Below are 20,659 nucleotides of genomic sequence, written 5' to 3'. Positions count from 1 at the left end.
CAATTTTGATAAATGGGGTCATAATTTTGAAAAAAACGATGAAGGGGCTTCAGGGGTCCTTATTTATTGTTGTATTTGTTTTGCTTTTGGCAAAGTTTGCCTTATTCCGTTTCTTCGTTTTTAGAGACTTATCACTGGACCGTTTAGGTGCAGATGCCCTAGCGATTCTCGTTATTCTTAGCCTATGGGAACTCATTATTCCGCGTAAATGGAAAGGCAGTGCTTATTTTGTACTAAATACACTCTTTTCTCTCATTTTGTTCGCAGCAACGCTGTATAACGTGCAGTTTGGTTCTATACCTACTTACACAACGCTGCTCAGCTTGAATCAGATTCCGCAAGTCGCAGGAAGTATTGGTATGCTTATTAAACCGATGCATTTCTTATTTTTCGCTGATGTAATCTTAATGGCCATTTGGTGGTTCTACCAACGTATGCAAGGCAAACGCCGCTTGTATACAAAACAGCTTTCCCGGATCTCCATCGTCGGGGTCGGGGCCATCTGTGTTATTCTCTCGGGACTAACGATTGCGAAAGATGGTACGATCGAGAATGAAACCGTTCGTGCAGATGAGCTGGGCTTTCTGAATTATCAAATCGCTGCTGCCATTCATGCGAAAGCAGAGAATAAGGCGATCGCCGCTGGGAATCTAGAAGAGACCATTAAGAAAGTAAATGATCTGAAGTCATCCTATCCTTATCAGACCTCCGAGAAGGACCCTGATGCGAAACCAGAAGGATATGGAGCGATGAAAGGTAAAAATGTCATTGTCGTACAGCTTGAATCTTTTCAGCGTTTCCCAATCGGGCAGACGGTAGAAGGTCAAGAAGTTACTCCGGTTCTGAATGAACTTGTAAAAGATAGTCTTTATTTCACAAATGTATTCCAGCAAATTGGTCAGGGAAATACTTCGGATGCTGAATTTATCTCTAATACATCGATTTATCCGCTTGGCACGATTGCCATGTCTACCGGGTATAGCGATCGTGTTCTTCCGAGTCTGCCAAGACTTTTGCAAAATGAAGGATACACAGCAGAGACGTTTCATGTGAACACGGTTAGCTTCTGGGATCGAATCAAGATGTATCCTGCACTGCATTTTGATCAATATTTTGATAAGCCTTATTACAATAATGATGATTATAATGAAATGGGAGCTTCCGATGAAGAACTATTCCGTGTTGGAGTTGAAAAACTGGCAGAGTTAAAAGCGCAGAACAAACCTTTTTATGCTCAGTTTGTAACGGCATCGAGCCATTCTCCATTCAAAGTGAAACCGGAATTTGTGAAGTGGGATACTCCTGCTTCTATTGAAGGAACCGCGCTTGGGGAATATTTGACTTCACTGAATTATGCTGATTATGCGCTTGGAACATTAATTGATGGTCTAAAAGAGCAAGGATTATGGGATGAAACTGTGCTTGTTGTATATGGTGACCATTTTGGATTACAGAATCAAAGTACTTCTCCAGAAGAGGTCGAAGCAGCGCTCGGTATTCCGTATCATGAACAGGTCAGCAGGTTTAATATTCCTCTAGTTATTCATGTACCGGGGATGGAAGGACAAGAAATTGAGACGGTTGGCGGTCAGATGGATATTTTGCCTACGGTCAGCAATCTGCTCGGTATTTCACTTGAGGACACGAAATTTACCGCATTCGGCCAGGATCTGCTGAATGTGGATCAAAATGTGATTGGAATGCGATATTACTTGCCAACGGGTTCTTTCTTTAATAATGATATTATGTTTATTCCAGGTACTGGGTTTGAGGACGGAACCGCAATTTCCCTTGAAACCCTGACTCCTGTGGAAGACTTTGAAAAATATAAGTCAGACTATGATTACATTATGCAACTGATGAAGTTGTCTGATGAATATGTGAAGCTGCTTCCGAAACGCGGATTATAAAAATAGAATCGCAAAGGCACCGTATAATAGGTACGGTGCCTTTTGCAGGAGAAATAAAGAAATGAGGAGAACAACGGATGATTAAAAATGAGAAGATAAAAGCATCGGAAGTGCAAGTAACGGGTCTTCATGGTGAAGATCTCGGTCTAATGTCTACAAAAGAAGCGTTGAAGCTAGCAAAGGAGTTAAAAGTGGACTTAGTATGCACCTCACTCATGACAAGTCCGCCGCCTTGTAAACTGATTGGGGCCGGAGCAGCGAAACAGGAAGCACTGGCTGAGAAACGTAAAGACAGAGCGCCGAAGACGAAGGAGATCAGGCTGACACCTCATATTGAAGAGCATGATTATGATACCAAAAGAACACAAATGGAACGGATTCTAAAGACCGGTGATATTGTAAAGCTGGTTGTTAAGATTCAAGGAAAGCAAGGAGAGGCAGCTAAGAAATTACTTGAAGACTTCATTCGGGATTTAAAACCACTCGGGAAACCAAGTACGGGAATCCAGCTTAGCGGTAAACAGGCAGTTGTGGAATTACATCCTTAAAAAAATGTTGTTAAATACAAGGTAGAGTTATTGGAATACAGATGATTTAACGCTATAATCTTAAAAGGACTTACATCCTTAACGGATGATCTAAAATTTGAACTTACTCTAACAATTATCGGAGGTTACTTTGCATGGAGAAAACTTTAATCTTTGGCCACAAAAATCCTGACACGGATACGATTTGCTCTGCACTCGCATATGCTGATCTAAAAAACAAACTGGGCTTAGAAGCAGAGGCAGTACGTCTTGGCGAGGTGAACGGCGAAACTCAGTATGCTCTTGATTACTTTGGCGTTGTTGCACCGCGTCTAGTAGAGACCGTTGCGAATGAAGTAAACAAAGTTATTTTGGTAGACCATAATGAACGTCAGCAAAGTGTAAGTGATATTGATCAAGTACAAGTTACTGAAGTTATTGACCATCATCGTATTGCAAATTTTGAGACAAGCCAGCCGTTATACTATCGTGCGGAACCTGTGGGCTGCACAGCAACCATACTTAATAAATTGTATAAAGAAAATAATGTAGAGATTTCTAAACCGATTGCTGGTTTGATGTTGTCTGCTATTATTTCGGATTCACTCTTGTTTAAATCCCCTACATGCACAGAGCAAGATGTAGCTGCTGCAGAAGAACTCGCTGCCATTGCTGGCGTAGACGCTAAAGTATATGGCCTGGACATGTTAAAAGCAGGTGCTGATCTGAGCAAAAAATCAATTCCTCAACTGCTGACACTCGATGCAAAAGAGTTCCAAATGGGCAACTCCAAAGTGGAAATTGCACAAGTGAATACAGTGGATGTTAATGATGTGCTTGCAAAACAAGAGGAACTTGAAGCAGCCATTTCGGCCAATGTTCAGGTGAAAAACTTGGATCTATTCCTTTTCGTAATTACAGATATTCTAAATAATGATTCTGTTGCTCTTGCCATTGGTGATAAAGCAGAAGCGGTAGAACGTGCTTACGGTGTACAACTTATTGAGAATAAGGCACTGCTCAAAGGTGTAGTATCTCGTAAATCTCAGATTGTTCCTGTTCTTACAGAAGCATTAGCATAACACTTAAAAACACACAAAAACCCTCTGACTGTTGTCAGAGGGTTTTGTTATATCTTTTCTATTTAGAACGAAACCGTAGGTTCAGGTTCCATACTATTCTCCATAACTTCTGGTGCTTTCTTAAATTCGACTTTCTTCACTCGGTTGCGTCCTACTTCTTTGACTGTAAAGAGGAGACCTTGATGAAGATGTGTTTGACCAGGTTTCGGGTTAAGCAAGATGGTATACAACCATCCACCAATCGTATCCGCTGTTTCCAGATCAAAATGTATTCCCGTCATATCTGCGATTTGATCAAGCTGAATTTTTCCATCTACGATGTAGTGAAGTTCCCCAAGTTGTTCAATTTCCTTGCGTTCTTCCGTGTCAAATTCATCTCGAATTTCGCCAACGATTTCTTCCAAAATATCTTCAATAGTGACAAGCCCGGCTGTGCCACCGAATTCGTCTACTAATACGGCTAGATGAACTTGTTCTTTCTGCATGCGTTTTAACAAATCATTAACCGCTGTTGCTTCAGATACGGTAAGAACGGGGTGCATGAATTGTTTGAGATCAACACTTTTACCTTCCTCATAATTAAGGAACATTTGTTTTGTATTAATCATTCCTATAATCTGATCTTTCCCTTGATGGGCAACAGGAAAGCGTGTGTACTGTTCACGGCGGATAATTTCCATGTTCTGATCAAACGTATTATTTGTATAAAGACAAACCATATCCGTACGAGGGATCATAATTTCTTTCGCTAATAAGTCGTCAAAAGCAAAAATACGATTTACATATCCGTATTCTGTATTATTTATTTTTCCGCTCTGATAGCTCTCAGATAAAATAATCTGTATCTCTTCTTCAGAGTGAGCATCTTCATGTTCACTTGCTGGTTTTAATCCGAAAATTCGAACCAAACCATTGGCAGATCCGTTTAAAAGCCATATAAAAGGATACATGATTTTATAGAACAACATAATGGGTCTTGCAACCAGGAAGGTCACAGTTTCTGCTTTCTGAATAGCCATTGTTTTCGGAGCGAGTTCACCCACAACGACGTGCAAGAAGGTAACGATAGCAAAGGCAGTAATGAAAGAAACGATATGGCCAATTTCTGCAGCAATGCCGAATCGTTCAAGCAACGGTTCAATCAATATTGCTACAGTAGGCTCACCGAGCCATCCAAGTCCTAGAGCTGTTATCGTAATACCAAGCTGACACGCAGACAAGTATCCATCCAGATTGGATGTCACTTTCTGTACGGCAAGTGCACCTCTGCGTCCTTCCAGTACTAATTGATCAATACGGCTTGGTCGTAACTTAATAATGGCAAATTCAGTAGCTACGAAGAAAGCCGTAAGCCCAATTAATACAACAAACAAAAACAATTTCAGTCCTATGTCATCCATTAGACATCTTCACAATCCTTTATAATAAATTTTAGGTTCATATGAACTAGTATACAGAACTTAAGATAGGGTGAGCAATGGTCAATATCGTCTTGATTAGCTGATTTATAGCGTTTTAGGCCAAAATTGTTTAACAATATACACTTTTGCGCTCTCTTGCACACCTTTACAAGGAATAGCGGGTCACGTAATATTAGTCCATATGATTTAATAGGATGAGTTTACAAAAATATAGGAGGTCCATGAGATGACAGAGTTATTCACCCTTACTCGTAGCGAAATGGCACAACTGCTGCTGTCCATCGAAGGACATCATAAGATAACACCGCTCGAACTGCTGCAGAAAGCGTGGACTAAGCACCATAAATCTGACGTAGATCAGGGAACCACATATGCAGCCTTCTTATCCACTTCGCTTCCTCCCATCTTAGAGAAATTAATTAAAGGCAATCGAACGGCTGGTTTCTCTCTTCAAGAGATTGCGTCCCTCGCACAAATGATTGAGTATTCAAATACATCCCTTACTTCGATGCAAAATTGGGTGAAGCGGGATTTCAAAGAATATTTTTCTTCACCGAAGATCGGGAAAAAATATTCCATTCATCAAGCTGCACTTCTCTTTATTATAGATGATTTAAAAGCACTCCTAGACTTTGATTCCATTCGTAATCTGTTCAAAGGGATTTTTATGGATCCGGTGCGTGATGACGATGATTTATTAAATCCGCTGATATTATACAATACGTATGCAGACCTGTTTGAACAGTTAGACTGTGAGAAGGAGCGTCTTATTCATACGGATAGGGGGGCAGAGTCGCAGGTGCTGTCAGCGGTGGACAAGATGGTGCAATCTTTCTCCTATTTAACGGAAAGACAACACCTTATTGTGAGAAATATTATTTTTATTGCTACCTTATCGGTACAAACGACGTATCTGCATTCCCTTTCAAAACGATATTTAAACGCAACATTATTTCTATAATGATATGAATGATGAACAATAAAAAGCCAGGTGTTTTTAAAACCTGAACTGCACCCCAGTTGTTAGGCACAATCTTACAACTGGAGGTGCAGTTTTATTTATGCAAAATGAGTGGAAAAGGATAAATAAAAAGATGAATCTTTTGTAACCTTAGTTTGGAGTAAGGTAAAAAGAGGTAACTATTAAAGTAGATACAATTGGTAGGTGAAGGAGGCGGCCACATGTCAGGGCCTTTAACAGACAGTAAAGTCTGGAAGAGCATCTTTCAGAATGCACCCATTCCGATGGCCATGGTTGTTGGTGATAAGGGAATCATATGTAAAGTGAATAAAGCGTTTGAGAAATGGACTGAACGGTGTTCAGATGAACTGCTCTCTAAATCTTTTATACATATATTAGGTTTACAAGACGTGGGATATATTAATTTTAATCAGATCGCTTATGAACTGGAGACAGGCAGCGAAGATGCAGTTCATTACAAAGTTCTACTAAACAAGGAGCGTATCCAATCACAAGAAGTACAGCTTCACTTCTCGCTATTGGAGGATTCAGAACAGGAAGACCATTGTTTTATTGTTCAGGCAGTTACTCCAATTAAAGACTTAGCAGCGGAAAGAGAATGGGAAGAATCAAAATCTTTGTTTAAATATAATCCATTAGGAGTAGCTTCTATGGATCTGAGCGGCCATTTACTACGGGTAAATGAAGGGCAGTGTAAGATAACAGGTCATACGGAAGAAGAGCTTCTTGCAGGCCGATACACTCCTCTGATTCATCCGGATTCTATAGAGAAGACCAATTATCACTTTTCTATGGCTTCCAAAGGGATCCCGCAATCGTACCATATACGTATGCTTCATAAAGAAGGTCATTCCATTGAGGCAAATGTAATCAATGTTCCTACGATTTTAAACGGTAAGGTGGTAGGTGTTTACGGGATTACTAGCGACATAACAGAAAGTAGACGGCATCTTCAGGAAATCGAGAATCTCAGCAACCAACTTGAACTTATTTTTAATGCAGTAGATGAATGTATATTTGGCGTAGATCATGAGGGGCATCTGACTTATTTGAATAAAAAAGGAGCCGAACTGCTCGGCATATATCAAGAGGAAGCGATCGGTCTTAAACTGACGAATCAATTTTTGCAATTCAATGAAAACCATTATCCATACGCACCAGAAAAGATGCCAATATATCAAAGCATTCTGTCCGGGGAGAGTCACTGCGTGAAAGAAGAGGTCTTTGGACGCAAAGACGGAAGTACGTTTATTGCCGAGTATCAAGTTACTCCTTTAATCGATCGGGGTGAACGTAAAGGTGCAGTCGTTGTGATTAGAGATATTACTTCGATTAAAGAGATTATGAAGGCAAAAGAAGAAGCGATTCATGCAGACCGGGCCAAATCAGAATTTCTTGCGATGATGAGTCACGAACTGCGGACGCCGATGAACGGGATCGTGGGGATGACTTCATTATTAATGGATACAGATCTCGATGAGGAGCAAAAGTCATATACAGAGATTATTGCGAACAGCAGCAACACACTCATGCAAATGTTTGGGGAACTGCTTGATTTTAGTAAGATCGAAGCCGGAAAAATAGAAGTGGTTCACGAGCCATTCTCCTTAATTGAAGCACTTCATGAGGTGCATGATTTATTTATCGCTTCAGCAGAAGAAAAAGGGATTCGACTTATACAAAATTATGATGAGAATATCCCAGAAACCTTTTTAGGTGATGAAACGAAGATCAAGCAAATCTTAATTAACTTAATTAGTAATGGAATTAAATTTACGAATGATGGAGAAGTGGTTATACAAATTGAACAGATGAACACGCATCTGGCGAATCGAAAACTCCTCGTATTTCAAATTCAAGATACTGGTATCGGAATTCCACTTCATAAACAGAATGAATTGTTTCAATCATTCTCACAGTTAGATACTTCAATTAATCGAAAATACGGTGGAACCGGTCTTGGACTGGCCATTTCAAAACGGTTGGTTGAAGTTATGGGAGGCACGATCAGCGTCAGTAGTGATGAAGGGAAGGGAGCTACCTTTCAATTTTTACTGGAGCTGGATGCTTTATGAACAAATTAAAAAGGACAGTCTTGATCTTGTTCTCGGGTAGAGAAAAGATGGGACTGTCCATTTCTTTTTTTATTATTCGTTCCAACCGCCTATAATACTAGAGAGCAACATACACTCCTCATCCTCTAACTCAGCGATGCATCGGATGTTCTCCTGATCTTCTGGATCTGTACAGTAAATTTCACGACGTCCATCTTCATGGTGAACAATGATGAAATTAGAACCTGATTTGGTTTCCAGTTGATACTTCATACCTACACCGGGCAAAGTGGATTTGAGAAGTTCCATGGGAATAATCCCCTTTCTAAGCTATAATTCGTTTTGCTACACTCAAAGCCGTATTGTACTATCAGGTGCCTCTGAATGCAAGACGAAAAAAGAAGGAATAGGTATAAAATTGTAGACTTTCCTAGACCGTGTTTCAGGTTTTTAATGAAAATTATGATAACACTGCTTTTTAGGAAGGAATTTTGATGATTATAATGAAATAGAACTGTGTATACATAAATTAACAACATAGAGAATTTTTTCTTATGAAACACCCTTTATAAGTTTTCACCTCCCTAATAACCATCTTCTAAGACCAACCTCCATGGTGTTACCTCTACTATACAGGCGTTTAACCTTCTAATGTCCAGTCACAGGCATCTTCAATTTGTTATTTGCTTATTTCTACTCACTTAAGCAGCTGTTATACAATTCTACATCTTGAGGAGGCTTTTTTATGAACAAAAAAGAAGTGGTAGCTATGTTACTGGCCGGAGGTCAGGGTAAACGATTGAAAGGGCTGACGAAGACTTTAGCTAAGCCTGCTGTTTATTTTGGGGGTACTTACCGCATTATTGATTTCCCGCTGAGTAATTGTGCGAATTCGGGAATTGATACGGTAGGCGTACTAACACAGTTTGAGCCTTTGGTGCTCCATTCGTATGTAGGGATCGGCAGTGATTGGGATTTAAATCGCCGAAATGGAGGCGTGTTTGTTCTTCCACCTCATGAGAGAGAGGGGAGTAATAACTGGTACAGAGGTACGGCAGATGCGATTTATCGGAATTTAAATTTTGTTGATCAATTTGAACCAGAGCATGTACTGATCTTATCAGGTGACCATATCTATAAGATGAATTATGATGCCATGCTTCAATATCACAAAAACCAAAATTCGGATTGCACGATTTCGGTCATTGATGTTCCTTTACATGAAGCAAGCCGGTTTGGCATTTTGAATACAAAAAACAATTATGAGATTTATGAGTTTGAAGAGAAGCCTGAACATCCGAAGAGTACGCTGGCATCTATGGGAGTATATATGTTCAGATGGTCTGTCCTGAGACAACATCTTCTTGAGAGTGAACAAGATCCGGATTCTACCTATGACTTCGGTCATGATATTATTCCACTTCTTCTCAAGAATGAGAAGAAGCTGTATGCTTATCCATTCAGCGGTTACTGGAAAGATGTAGGGACGGTTAAGAGCTTATGGGAGGCGAATATGGATCTGTTAAGCGACGATCCTCCCTTGAATTTAAATGATCCGCAGTGGCGTATCTATTCACGTAATCCAAATGAACCGGCGGGCTATATTGGTACAAAAGGAAAGGTTCGTAACAGTATCGTAAATGAAGGCTGCATTGTCGAAGGGGAAGTCAGCAAATCGGTATTATTTTATGGGGTCGAGATCGGGGAAGGAAGTGTGGTTACGGATTCAGTGATTATGCCTAAAGTGAAAATAGGAAAGAATGTTAGACTTCATCGGGCGATTGTAAGCGAAGGAACGATGATTGAAGATTACTCTGTTGTTGGGGGTAATGGAGACCAGGAAGATGAAATTTTACTAATTGATCAGACATATCGACAACATACGTATGGACTTAGCTAAATATGAGTGAGGACGGTGACCTAGTATGCAACATCTCATGGGTGTAGTGAACCTGGATCAAGAGCTCGAGTTAATGAATGAATTAACATATTTTCGTTGTGGTGCTGCCGTTCCTTTTGCGGGTAGGTATCGTTTGATCGATTTTGTTTTGTCCAATTTAATGCATTCTAACATTCATCATACCGCGCTGTTTGTACGCCGAAAGTATCGGTCGCTGCTGGATCATTTGGGGCAGGGGGCTCCATGGGACCTAGATCGCAAACACGGGGGTCTCTTTATACTTCCGCCAGACTGGAATGATCCTACGGACCGTTCCAAAGGCGATCTGCAACATTTTCATAATAATCGTGATTATTTTCTTCGAGCCAAAGGTACCCATATTATTCATACCGGCAGTCAGCATATTTACTCCATGGATTACCGGGAAATGTATCAGTTTCATATCTCTCAGCAAGCCGATGTCACTCTTCTTTATAAAAAAGTAGATGAGATCCTTCCTGAACATGAGTCCTGTGTACGGGTCGATGTGGACGGTGTAAAAGTTACGGGAATTCATCAAGAAGGTGATCATCCTAATATATATCTCGGTGCTTTTATTATGGAAAAACAATTGTTTCTGAAATTAGTAGATCATTGTATTGCGCATGGTCAAGATTACTTCTTCCGTGATGGAATCCAAGATAATTTGCATAACTTAAACATTGCTGGTTTTGCTTTTGATGGATACCATACCGTTATTAACTCGGTAGAAAGTTATTATCGCAATAGTATGGATCTACTTAATCAAGAACAATATCAACGTTTGTTCAAACAATATGAGATCCATACCAAAATCAAATATGAACCACCGACTAGGTTTCTCGAGAATGCGGAAGTAAGCAACTCTTTGATTGCGAATGGTTGTATTATTGGAGGGCAGGTCGAGAACAGTATTATTTTTAGAGGAGTCAAAGTTCACAAAGGGGCTCAAATTCGAAATTCGATCATCATGCAGAAATGTGTAATTGAGGAGAATACAGTGCTGGAGAATGTAATCCTTGATAAAGATGTACATTTAACGGCAGATTGCACACTGATCGGTGATGCCAAGCAGCCTTATGTCATTGCCAAAAGCAGCCAAATTTAAATCAGGAAAAAAGGTCAGAGGAGTAATTCTCTGACCTTTCTTCATATGTTCAAATTCTGAAGTTTCATAATCGTGGTGGCAGTTTATATGTATACTATAAGTCGGCCTTTTTCGCTGCTGATGAACTAAGTACACGCTTAGCACCATAATATTTTGAACTCCAATAACCCTTATTAATGGGTGTAATGGCGATACCTTTAGAGGAGGTAGCGGAGACAAAATTGTTATCGCTTAGGTATATTCCAACATGCGAAATGCCTTTACCGCTTGTATTAAAGAATACAAGATCGCCTTTGGTTAGAGCGGATTTCTTAACTGATGTGCCTTTTTTGTATTGTTGTTTCGAACTGTGAGGTAAAGTTACACCTAATTTTTTGTATACATAACGAGTAAACCCAGAGCAATCAAACCCTGTGAGTGTAGTACCGCCGTATTTATAAGGAACACCAACTGTGTTATTTACTGTGGTAGAAAGTACAGAAGCGGAAGCTTGCCCGAGTCCTGCGGTGAATAGTAATGATAGTCCTAATGCTGCTGATGCGAGTTTCTTTTTCAAAATGTAATACTCCTTCCAATGCCTGCGAGGTTAGCTAAGGATTCGGTTGAAGGTACCCTATGATCACTCTGTTTCGAGATCAATTCACCCATGGTAGGCGGGTCCCCCGCTTCTTAGGTGCGTAAGAATTCGGCGGTTATCGTGATTGCACCTTGTATATTCATGTTAATGATAACAATTAGTTACAACAATGATTACGAAAATGTTACTTTCTCTACAACGAATTTTAACATTGGGCGAATGAATTATCAACCTGATTTTACTAATTTCGTTATCTTTTTCTCGAATTTATTTCACCTTTGTGAACATGAGTGTTGTTTATCCCTTATTAACAGAAATATGATAGATATATGAATACTGACTAATTTACTAAAAAAGACGATAAAAGAGGCCCAGCTGCTTAAAATAATGCAGCTGGGCCTTTCGATTTTTTTATTCATCGTGCTCAGTAAAGACAATTTCATAGACATTAGATACCACTTCAAAGGAGTGTATACGGTCATTAAAGTTATAAGTGCAAAGGGCCTGGATCGTGTCAGAAAACACATATTCATCCCGTTCCCGCGCAGGTCTAAAGAGTGGAAACACTTGCACATGAAGTGTGTAGATTATTTGGACTAATTCCCCAGGCTGAATATCTGTAATTTGCACGGTCTGCTGCTCCATCTCAAGCACGGTTAGCTCACGTTTATGATCAGACCACTGAATAGAGCCATTTAGAATGGTAGACACACCTGGAGCAGGTAAGGGCAGCAACAAATCTGCTTTCGTATTTCCTGAATTCCGAATAGTTATCTCAAATAGAATATCGTCACCTGGCTCCACATATTTCGGTGATGTGAGAACATGAAGCAGTATGCGCGGAGCATAGAAAAAAACAGGAGTAAGAGCTAGCGTTGTCAGTTGAACCGACCTTCCATCATTGATTCGAAATGTGTATGTCAGCCGTGAACGGTTAACCCATTCTTCAGCAGGAACAATGGAGTTAGGGATCACAGAAACTTTCGATTCAAAAGTGATATATATGCTGGAGTGTGGAATTAAAGTGCCTAAAGGAAGTCCCGTCGCTAAAGAAACCTCAGGTCGTAGAATCCCGTTTACTTTTACTGTACCCGGAACCAGGTTGAGCTCTGGGGCTTGAAGTAAGTCATAGACTGCCTCTACGGGAATCTCTCCTTCATTTTGGATAAGTACTTCATAAGTAACTGTATCCTCATAGGTTACTTGAACAGGCGTTATCTTTACGGAAATTGTTAATACCGGTAACAAATAAGAGATAGACACCGGGTTTGAACGAATTGTAATTTCTTCTCCCTGATTGAGATAAAGTAACGTTGCAACACTCGTAAGAGGAGTCGAAGTTGTCCTTTTCTCTATTCTCACCTGATACGATATTTGGGTCGTTGAGTTTGCAGCAACAACAGGTATTGTAATACCTGCGAATGGATCAAGATCAGGAGCGAGGAGACCATCAATCACCACACTGCCCGGAACAAATGCCACCTCGTCATCCGACAATAAGGTGCTAACTACGGCATTTCTGATATCTTCTCTTCCTGTATTCGTGATTTGTATAAAAAAAGTAATGATATCTCCCTCAAAAGTCTGATTCGTATTGGCATAATAGTAAATGGATAATTGAGAGGGAGATACGAATAAGGTGACAGGATTAGAGATGAGCTCTTTTGTAATGAGACGACCATCCATCGCTTGGAATGTAAAGCTTGCTGTGGCCACGTTGGTAAGAGTTAAAGAATCAGGAATGCTGCTTATAATGATCTGGAACTGAATCGTAACTTTCTGGTTGATCGGCAAGATCCCAATTTGCAGACCCTCTTGCGGATTGGCGCCTGGTACAGGAACACCATCTTTCAAGAGGCTGTTGGGAATAAAGGAGGTGCCCTCCGGAAGTGTATCGATTAGCGTAACTTCCGCAGGGGCATTCCCTGTATTCTCTATTTCAAGCTGATACATAACGATGCTGTCGAGTGTCACTTGTTCCATAGAGGCACTTTTTTTGAGTGTGAGAATAGCACCTGTTAGCGGTATAGATACCATATTGGAATAAGACACACCTTCAAAACGGCCTGATGCAAAACGGACAGAAGATTGATTGTTTACTACATAATTCCTTCTATTCTGCGAATTCATATCGTAACGACCTGTACTTGGAATGTAATTGTTGAGAAAGCTCCCTCCTGAATGGTCCCAACCGTAACTCCAGTATTTGGATTGGCGTTAGGTCTAACGTTTCCATCCACAATTACACTTTCAGGAACAAATTCAGTACCGGCAGGTACGGGGTCTACCATAACGACATTCTCCACTTCTACGATTCCGTTATTGGTAATAACTACGGTATAAGTGATGGTATCGCCAACAACAGCATCTCCTGTGGAGGTCGTCTTTACAACCGTTACATTTGGTGATGAGACAGGAATCACGAGCGGGTTAGAACTAAAATTGCCGCCGAGCAATCGACCATCAGGGGGTGCGTAAGTAAATGTTCCAAATGCTTGATTGATCAGTTGTTGTAATTCTGGAAGCGTGTCAACGATGATCTGTAAAGTTACGGTGATATTGATATTCGATCCGGGAGCTACACTACCAACAGGAATCCCTGTTTCCGGATTCACCCCGGGCTGAGGAACTCCATTGATGAGTACACTATTTGGAACCAAAACGGCTCCATCAGGTAAGTCATCCGTTAAAGTTACAATTCCCGGTAAATTGCCTGTGTTCGTCAAATTTAAGAAATAGGTTACGGTATCGCCTACGGTCACGTTTGACGAGTCGGCTGTTTTGAGTAATTGAAAAATGGGCTGGTAGATCGGGATGCTCACTGTGTTGGAATAGGAAGCACCTGTAAAAGCACCGGAGGTAAAACTGACGGATGAACGGTTTTGAATGGTGTAAGGAGCACTTGGCAGCGTATTCACTCTCACGTCAAAAGTTACGGTCATTGCATTCCCTGGTGCAATCGTGCCTAGATTAATCCCGCCCGCTGGGTTTGCGTCTATTCGGGAATTTCCATCAACGGTAACACTTCCGGGTACAAAAGTACTTTCAGCTGCTAAAATATCGGACAATACAGCATTATTCACATTCGCAATTCCGTTATTCGTAACAATGACACGATACGTATAGGTGTCACCAACGACTGCGGTTGCTACAGAGGCTGATTTCACGAGTGTAATATTTGGGGAGGAAACAGGTATTTGCAATAAATTACTGGCAAAAGAACCATTCAGTGTTCTACCATCAGGCAACGTATAAGTGAAGGTTGAAGTCGCTTGATTACTTAATTGTTGACTGACCGGTAACGTATTAATGACGACGGAGAACAAAACGGTGGCTGTAGATGATATAACACCGACGGACATACCTGTTGCAGGATTTGCTCCGGGAACTGGAGCGCCATTCACAATGACACTGTTCGGAATAAGTGTTGTACCTTCAGGAATGAGATCGGTTAGAACGACGCTGCCGCCATAATTACCTGTATTCGTATACGTAATCGAATAAACTACGGTATCTCCGACCGTTGCATTAATGGTATTTGCTGTTTTAACAGCTGACAAAATAGGGCTGTATACCGGCGTGCTCACGGTATTTGAGAATGTACTGCCTGAAAATGTACCCGAAGTAAAGGTTACGATTGCGCGATTTTCAATTTGCGACAAAGAGGTCGTAGGTATTGAGTTGATACGATATTGAAAAGTAACGTTGACCGTAGACCCTGGAGTTATACTTCCGATTGTCACTCCTGTAGAAGGATTGGCGGTGGGGCGCTGGGTTCCGTCTACATATACGCTTCCGCTGACAAAGGAGGTTGCTGCGGGAAGCGCATCGGTAATGATCACATTATTCACGGTCTCGATTCCACTGTTTCCAATGGTTACGGTATACGTATTGACGTCCCCAACAGTAAGTGCCGTTAATGAAGATATTTTAACTGCTGTCACATTAGGAGCAGAAACAGTAACTATAGACACGTTAGAAGACACATTTCCGCCGAGCGTTCTACCTGATGGCAATGTATAAGAGTAACTGACAAAGGATTGATTACTCAAGAACTGCGGACTCGGAAGCGTATCGATGACGACAGAAAAGGTAATTGTACTGGAGGTCCCTGGGGTAATACTACTCGATACAATGCCTAGAGAAGGGTCGGATCCAGGTGATGGAAGTCCGTTGATTAATACACTATTTGGAACAAAAGAGGTGCCAGCAGGGATCGTATCTGTTAGATTGATGCTTGCACCAAAATTACCTGTGTTACTTACCGTAATACTGTAAGTGAGTGTATCACCAACAGTAGCATTGATTTTGCTTGCAGATTTGACAGCTGTAAGAACGGGGTTATATACAGGAATGATTGGTGCATTAGAGAAGGTTGTACCTGCAAACACTCCAGATGTAAAACTCACAGATGCGGAACTACTGATTTCAGGTGGAGTTGGTACGGAATCAACCCTTACATTATATGTGACTGTAGCAGAAGCTGAGGCTGCAATTCCGCCTAAACTAATCCCACCCGTTGGATTAGCAGTTGGATTCGGACCGCCATTAATTGTGACGCTACCAGGAATGAATGACGTCCCTGTTATTGGATCTGACAAAAGCACATTTTGCACATCTTCAATACCAAGATTAGTAACCGTTACGGTAAACGTGATAATATCACCTACGGAAACATCAGCAAGTGAACTTGTTTTGGTAACGAGTACATTTGGTGAGGATACAGGGAAACTAACCGTGTTGGATAAAGCGGTTCCTGTTAATGTCCGATTATCAGGAGTGGTAAACGTAAAGGTAGACGAAGCTTGATTCGTAATGAACTGTGGTGATGGAAGCGATGTAATCGTAACGGAAAAAGAGAGGACTGAAGTTGCACCGGCTGCAATTATTCCTGTACTGACTCCATCAATGATGGAAACGCCAGGTATGGAAATTCCATTAACAAGAACACTGTTTGGAGTAAAGGTAGTTCCTGCAGGGATGGTATCTGAAACGATAAGTGCAGCGGGTAGATTTCCAGAGTTTGCAGCCGTTATTGTATATACCACAGTATCGCCTACGGTTGCATTGTTTGTATCCGCTGTTTTGGTGAGTGAAATTTGCGGTTGAGTGATTGGAATCTGTGTTTGATTTGATGTTGATGTGCCTGAAAAAACACCTGATGTAAAACTAACCGTTGATTGGTTATTAATCTGTGAAGGTACAGCCATGGTTACATTCACCTCAAATGTAACGACAGCACTTGCCCCTGGGGCTAGACTGCCGATTGGAATGCCGGTTAGAGGCGATCGATTTGGAGCAAGGACTCCACCGATCAGCACACTCCCGGGTACAAAAGAAACGTTCTGCGGTAATCCATCGCTGAGTATGACATTGGTGATCGAAGAGGGACCACGATTAGTAATCGTGGTAGTGTAGGTAACTCTATCACCTACTACAGCTAAAGCGGTAGAAGTGGTTGTGACCACCGATACATTTGGAGCAGATACCTGAATTACAACACTGTTAGATGTAGTGCTTCCAGACAGTACACGGCCAGAAGGAGTTTGATAATAGTACAAAGCAGTTGCCTGATTCAGGATTTTCTGCGAGGCAGGCAGTGAATTTATCGTTACGAGGAAAGTAACAACGGTCATTCCACCTGCAGGTACATCCGAAATCAAAAAACCACTCACTGGGTTGGCGCCTGGAGCAGGCACACCTCCAATTACCACACTATTGGTCACAAAGCTGACTTCGGGAGGTAATACATCACTCAATGTTAGAGAGCTAACTGTATTACCCGAATTGCTGATTTGAATCGTATAAGTCAGTGTGTCTCCAGCTGTAGCCAGCGTTGTATTCGTACTTTTCACAAGGGAAATCGCAGCGTTATAGACAGGAATCGTCACTGTATTTGATGTGGAGGAGCCCGTGAATGATCCGCTTGTAAATGCAGCAGTAGCTTGATTTGCAATCGCTCCAGAAGCAGGTAAAGAAATGACTTTTAGCTGATAAGTTATCAAGGCAGAGGATTGAGCCCCAAGTGGACCAATCGCAATCCCGCTAGAGGGTACTGCGGTACTTGCAGCAACTCCATTAATACGAACTGAACCGGTTACAAAGGAGGTGCCTTCGGGCGTGAGATCAGCTAAAATAATGGAGCTGACGGTTCCAGATCCGGTGTTACTTACTGTAATACTGTAAGTGATGATATCATTTATCGCGGCTTCAGTCGTATTTGCTATTTTAACCAAGCTAATATTGGGGGCTGACACAGGAATGGATACGGTATTAGAAGTAAGAGCACCACTTTGTGTGCGGCCGCTAGGTAATGTATATGCGTAATTGATCGTTGCCGTATTCGTGATGGTTTGCGGCGTTGGCAGAGAAATGACCTTAAGCTGGAAAGTGACCGTGCTTGTGACATTCACACCAAGCGTGCCAACGGAGAATCCAAGTGCAGGATTTGCTGTAGGAATTGGCACCCCATTTAGCGCCACACTTCCTGTAACAAAGTTTGTTCCAGGCGGTATGTTGTCTGTAATTTGAACTTGAGCTCCTATGTTTCCTGTATTCGTAAGCTGTAGTGTAACTTCAAGTAGATTACCAATGGCAGTACTTGTAGCGTTAAAGCTTTTTAGGGCGGAAATATTAGGTACGTATATAGGCGTAGAAACAATATTAGATACAACGTTTCCTGTAAAACTGCCTGAACCATATGAGATACTCGATTGATTCGAAATCTGACTTGTCGAAGGGACTGAAGTTACAAGTGCTTGAAAAGATACCGTTGTTGATCGGCCGCTCTGTAAGCTTCCTATGGAAATACTATTCGCGGGATTTGCACTTGGTCGAACCACACCATCCACAGTAAAACTTCCCGCAATAAAGTTAGTGCCTGCGGGGCTGGCATCTGTGAAAACGATATTTTGTAGAGTGGTCAGACCATTATTCGAAATTACTGAAGTATATGTGATCGTTTCTCCTACGGATGTATCTGTTACATTTGCTGTTTTTATAACGCTCACATTCGGCGTGGTTACTGGGATCGATAAGGTGTTAGATAAGGCAGACCCACTGATTGTTCTTCCATCAGGTGGCTGAAACGTATAAGAAATACTTCCTTGATTAACTAGAGTGGGCGGTGCAGGGAGTGAGTTAACAAGAACTTGGAAAGTAACGTTTGTTGTACTGCCGAGAGCTAGAGTACCTATATTCACACCAGTAGCAGGATTTGCTCCGGAAATCACTGTTCCATTCACTCGAAAGCTGCCAGGGACAAATGTTGTACCCGCAGGAATGACATCGCGATAATTTACAGCGCCTCCTATATTTCCCGTGTTAGCTATGGTTGCCGTATAAGTCACCGTATCTCCTACCGTGGCATTTGTTGTGTCTGCTGACTTAACTATAGTGAATAGTGGATCATAAACTGGTATCGATAAGTTATTGGAGGGGATGACACCTGATATCGTCGCGCCTCCGGCAACACTCTGGAAAGTAAATGCAGTATTAGCGGAACTAGAGAGGGTCTGGTTGATTGGAATAGAGCTGACTGTGGCTCTGTATGTAATGGTTACTGAACTGCCCAAGTTCAACGTTCCGATGGGTACACCGCTAAGTATATCGTAGGTTGGTCTTGATGTTCCTCCAACAACCACACTTCCAGGTACGAAGGTAGCGCCAGAAGGTAGGACATCCGTTAATACGACACTCGCAGCATTAGCCGTTCCGGTATTGGATACAACAACGGTGTAGGTATAGGTGTCTCCTAAGATTAACCCTGTTGCAGAAGCACTTTTGACGACATTAATAGAAGGGGAATTGATATTGATCTGAATGGCATTCGCGTTAATAATGTACACATCACCGGAAGTGGTGAGGTTCAGTACTGCAGAAGACTGATTATTGATTAGTCTTGCCGAAATATCAACATTTGTAATATCCCAGCCCTGTCTGCCGCCTATGATATTCGTTCCAGGTGCACCATTTGTTTGATTTAATGTTCCGAATGTCCCTGTTGTATTAATAAGTCCAGCATCATTGTTAATTTGGGATGCGAAGAAATTATTAGCAAAGTTATTTGGCCCTGATAGAGAAACAAGTGTAGCAGAAGTCGGTCCAAACTGGGCAGAGTCTCCCGTCCGGTTGGCATCTCCTTCCTGTGCACTGAATAAAGCGCGACCCCCAAGCGGTCCTGAAGTTGGAGTTGCAAATCCAGTTATCGTTGTAGCATTGGATGCACTTACTAGAATACCGCCTGCTCTTAGCGACATGTTCCGGAATGGGAGTGAGGAGTTGTTATATATGACGGCTAGGGTCCAGCCTGCATGGTTAGCTGTACTGTCTCCGGTGATAATGATCGTTCCTACCACACTTCCCGTAGTATATGTCCCGGCACCCGCTTGCTGTACAAGCGGCGTTACATTGGCAGATCTAACATAGGCCTGCGCACCATTTCCGAGATCAAATGCATTGTATGTGGTGGGATCGGGAATAACGCTGTTTGTTCCCGTTGGTGTAATAAAAGTCACCGGATTATTAATTGCGCTCGACAAATTAACCGAACCATTAATATAAGAACCGCCCCAGATGAGTTCCGCATAGAGAACCGTACTCCCCGAAGGCATCACTAGATTGGCAGAAGAGCTATTGTTTACATAATTATTCGTGGTTCCCAGGGGGAAAGTCCCAAATCTTGAAGTTGTGTTTGTTGTTATAAAAGCACCGATGCTGTCTAAATCTCCTGGAACACCTTGGACAGCAGATCGGCTTAAGCCTAGTGTATTCCCTGTAAATGTGATCCCGCCGGTAGCGTTAAAGGTTGCCCTTAGAACCAGAGGAATGAGAGACACCCCCTTGGAGTAGAAATATAAGGTTATGATATGAAATAGAATCCATTTCATAATACCTTTCAATAACAATAACGAAAAAAATGCTGTTACACTTAAGGTATGTTAGGTATACAAAAATATTGTCAGTTTTGTACCATCATTATCCAGTTTTGAATTTTAACCTTCACTTCATGTACAATGGAATAGAGTTAGAAGTTTTATGAAAAGCCATATGATGAAGTATAATTGCCCTGAGAGTAAGGA

The 20,659-nt window shown here is 41.5% G+C and carries 12 protein-coding genes and 1 riboswitch; of the genes, 7 read left to right on the top strand and 5 right to left on the bottom strand.

What is annotated here, in order from left to right:
• Positions 1-38: 38 nt before the first annotated feature.
• The 3 genes from KJS58_RS21255 (at position 39) to KJS58_RS21245 (ending at position 3,519) form a co-directional block, all read left to right on the top strand.
• On the top strand, positions 39-1,910 hold the full coding sequence (locus tag KJS58_RS21255; RefSeq protein ID WP_213535522.1) for an LTA synthase family protein: 1,872 nt from the start codon (positions 39-41) through the stop codon (positions 1,908-1,910).
• A 77-nt stretch (positions 1,911-1,987) separates the two neighbouring features.
• Positions 1,988-2,458: a translation initiation factor IF-3 gene (infC, locus tag KJS58_RS21250; protein ID WP_213535490.1), complete on the top strand. Its 471-nt coding sequence runs from the start codon at positions 1,988-1,990 to the stop codon at positions 2,456-2,458.
• A 134-nt stretch (positions 2,459-2,592) separates the two neighbouring features.
• Positions 2,593-3,519 carry a manganese-dependent inorganic pyrophosphatase gene (locus tag KJS58_RS21245; RefSeq protein ID WP_213535489.1) on the top strand — a complete coding sequence of 309 codons (927 nt, stop codon included), beginning with the start codon at positions 2,593-2,595 and terminating at the stop codon, positions 3,517-3,519.
• Between the two features lie 62 nt (positions 3,520-3,581).
• Here the strand turns inward: KJS58_RS21245 and KJS58_RS21240 are convergent, their stop codons facing one another.
• Positions 3,582-4,919 carry a hemolysin family protein gene (locus tag KJS58_RS21240; RefSeq protein ID WP_213535488.1) on the bottom strand — a complete coding sequence of 446 codons (1,338 nt, stop codon included), beginning with the start codon at positions 4,917-4,919 and terminating at the stop codon, positions 3,582-3,584.
• A gap of 247 nt (positions 4,920-5,166) precedes the next feature.
• On the opposite strand from KJS58_RS21240, the gene KJS58_RS21235 reads away from it, so the two are divergent.
• Both KJS58_RS21235 and KJS58_RS21230 read left to right on the top strand, forming a co-directional pair.
• On the top strand, positions 5,167-5,901 hold the full coding sequence (locus KJS58_RS21235) for a DUF1836 domain-containing protein (RefSeq protein ID WP_213535486.1): 735 nt from the start codon (positions 5,167-5,169) through the stop codon (positions 5,899-5,901).
• A gap of 221 nt (positions 5,902-6,122) precedes the next feature.
• On the top strand, positions 6,123-7,997 hold the full coding sequence (locus KJS58_RS21230) for a PAS domain-containing protein (protein WP_213535485.1): 1,875 nt from the start codon (positions 6,123-6,125) through the stop codon (positions 7,995-7,997).
• Between the two features lie 72 nt (positions 7,998-8,069).
• On the opposite strand, the gene KJS58_RS21225 is transcribed toward KJS58_RS21230, so the two are convergent.
• Complete coding sequence (locus KJS58_RS21225) at positions 8,070-8,285, bottom strand: cation:proton antiporter regulatory subunit (RefSeq protein ID WP_213535484.1); 216 nt, start codon at positions 8,283-8,285, stop codon at positions 8,070-8,072.
• 436 nt (positions 8,286-8,721) lie between these two features.
• Here KJS58_RS21225 and KJS58_RS21220 point away from each other — a divergent pair, with 436 nt between their 5' ends.
• Positions 8,722-9,876, top strand: coding sequence for a glucose-1-phosphate adenylyltransferase (locus tag KJS58_RS21220; protein ID WP_213535483.1), 1,155 nt, complete (start codon positions 8,722-8,724; stop codon positions 9,874-9,876).
• A gap of 25 nt (positions 9,877-9,901) precedes the next feature.
• The gene (glgD, locus tag KJS58_RS21215; RefSeq protein ID WP_213535481.1) at positions 9,902-11,002 is read left to right on the top strand and encodes a glucose-1-phosphate adenylyltransferase subunit GlgD; all 1,101 of its coding nucleotides are present in this window, start codon (positions 9,902-9,904) and stop codon (positions 11,000-11,002) included.
• Positions 11,003-11,096: 94 nt separating this feature from the next.
• On the opposite strand, the gene KJS58_RS21210 is transcribed toward glgD, so the two are convergent.
• From KJS58_RS21210 to KJS58_RS21200, 3 genes are all read right to left on the bottom strand, one after another.
• Positions 11,097-11,558 carry a C40 family peptidase gene (locus KJS58_RS21210; RefSeq protein ID WP_213535480.1) on the bottom strand — a complete coding sequence of 154 codons (462 nt, stop codon included), beginning with the start codon at positions 11,556-11,558 and terminating at the stop codon, positions 11,097-11,099.
• Between the two features lie 4 nt (positions 11,559-11,562).
• A riboswitch (cyclic di-AMP (ydaO/yuaA leader) is annotated at positions 11,563-11,703 on the bottom strand.
• A gap of 287 nt (positions 11,704-11,990) precedes the next feature.
• A complete protein-coding gene (locus KJS58_RS21205; RefSeq protein ID WP_213535479.1) occupies positions 11,991-13,709 on the bottom strand; it encodes a DUF11 domain-containing protein in 1,719 nt (572 codons plus the stop codon).
• The gene (locus KJS58_RS21200) at positions 13,706-20,416 is read right to left on the bottom strand and encodes a DUF7507 domain-containing protein (RefSeq protein ID WP_213535478.1); all 6,711 of its coding nucleotides are present in this window, start codon (positions 20,414-20,416) and stop codon (positions 13,706-13,708) included. The genes KJS58_RS21205 and KJS58_RS21200 overlap by 4 nt, the downstream gene beginning before the upstream one ends.
• Positions 20,417-20,659: the final 243 nt, after the last annotated feature.

This window comes from Paenibacillus sp. J45TS6, from assembly GCF_018403285.1.
Classification (GTDB): domain Bacteria; phylum Bacillota; class Bacilli; order Paenibacillales; family Paenibacillaceae; genus Paenibacillus.
Note: the sequence above shows the minus strand (reverse complement) of the source record. Positions and strands in the feature narration are given on the sequence as shown.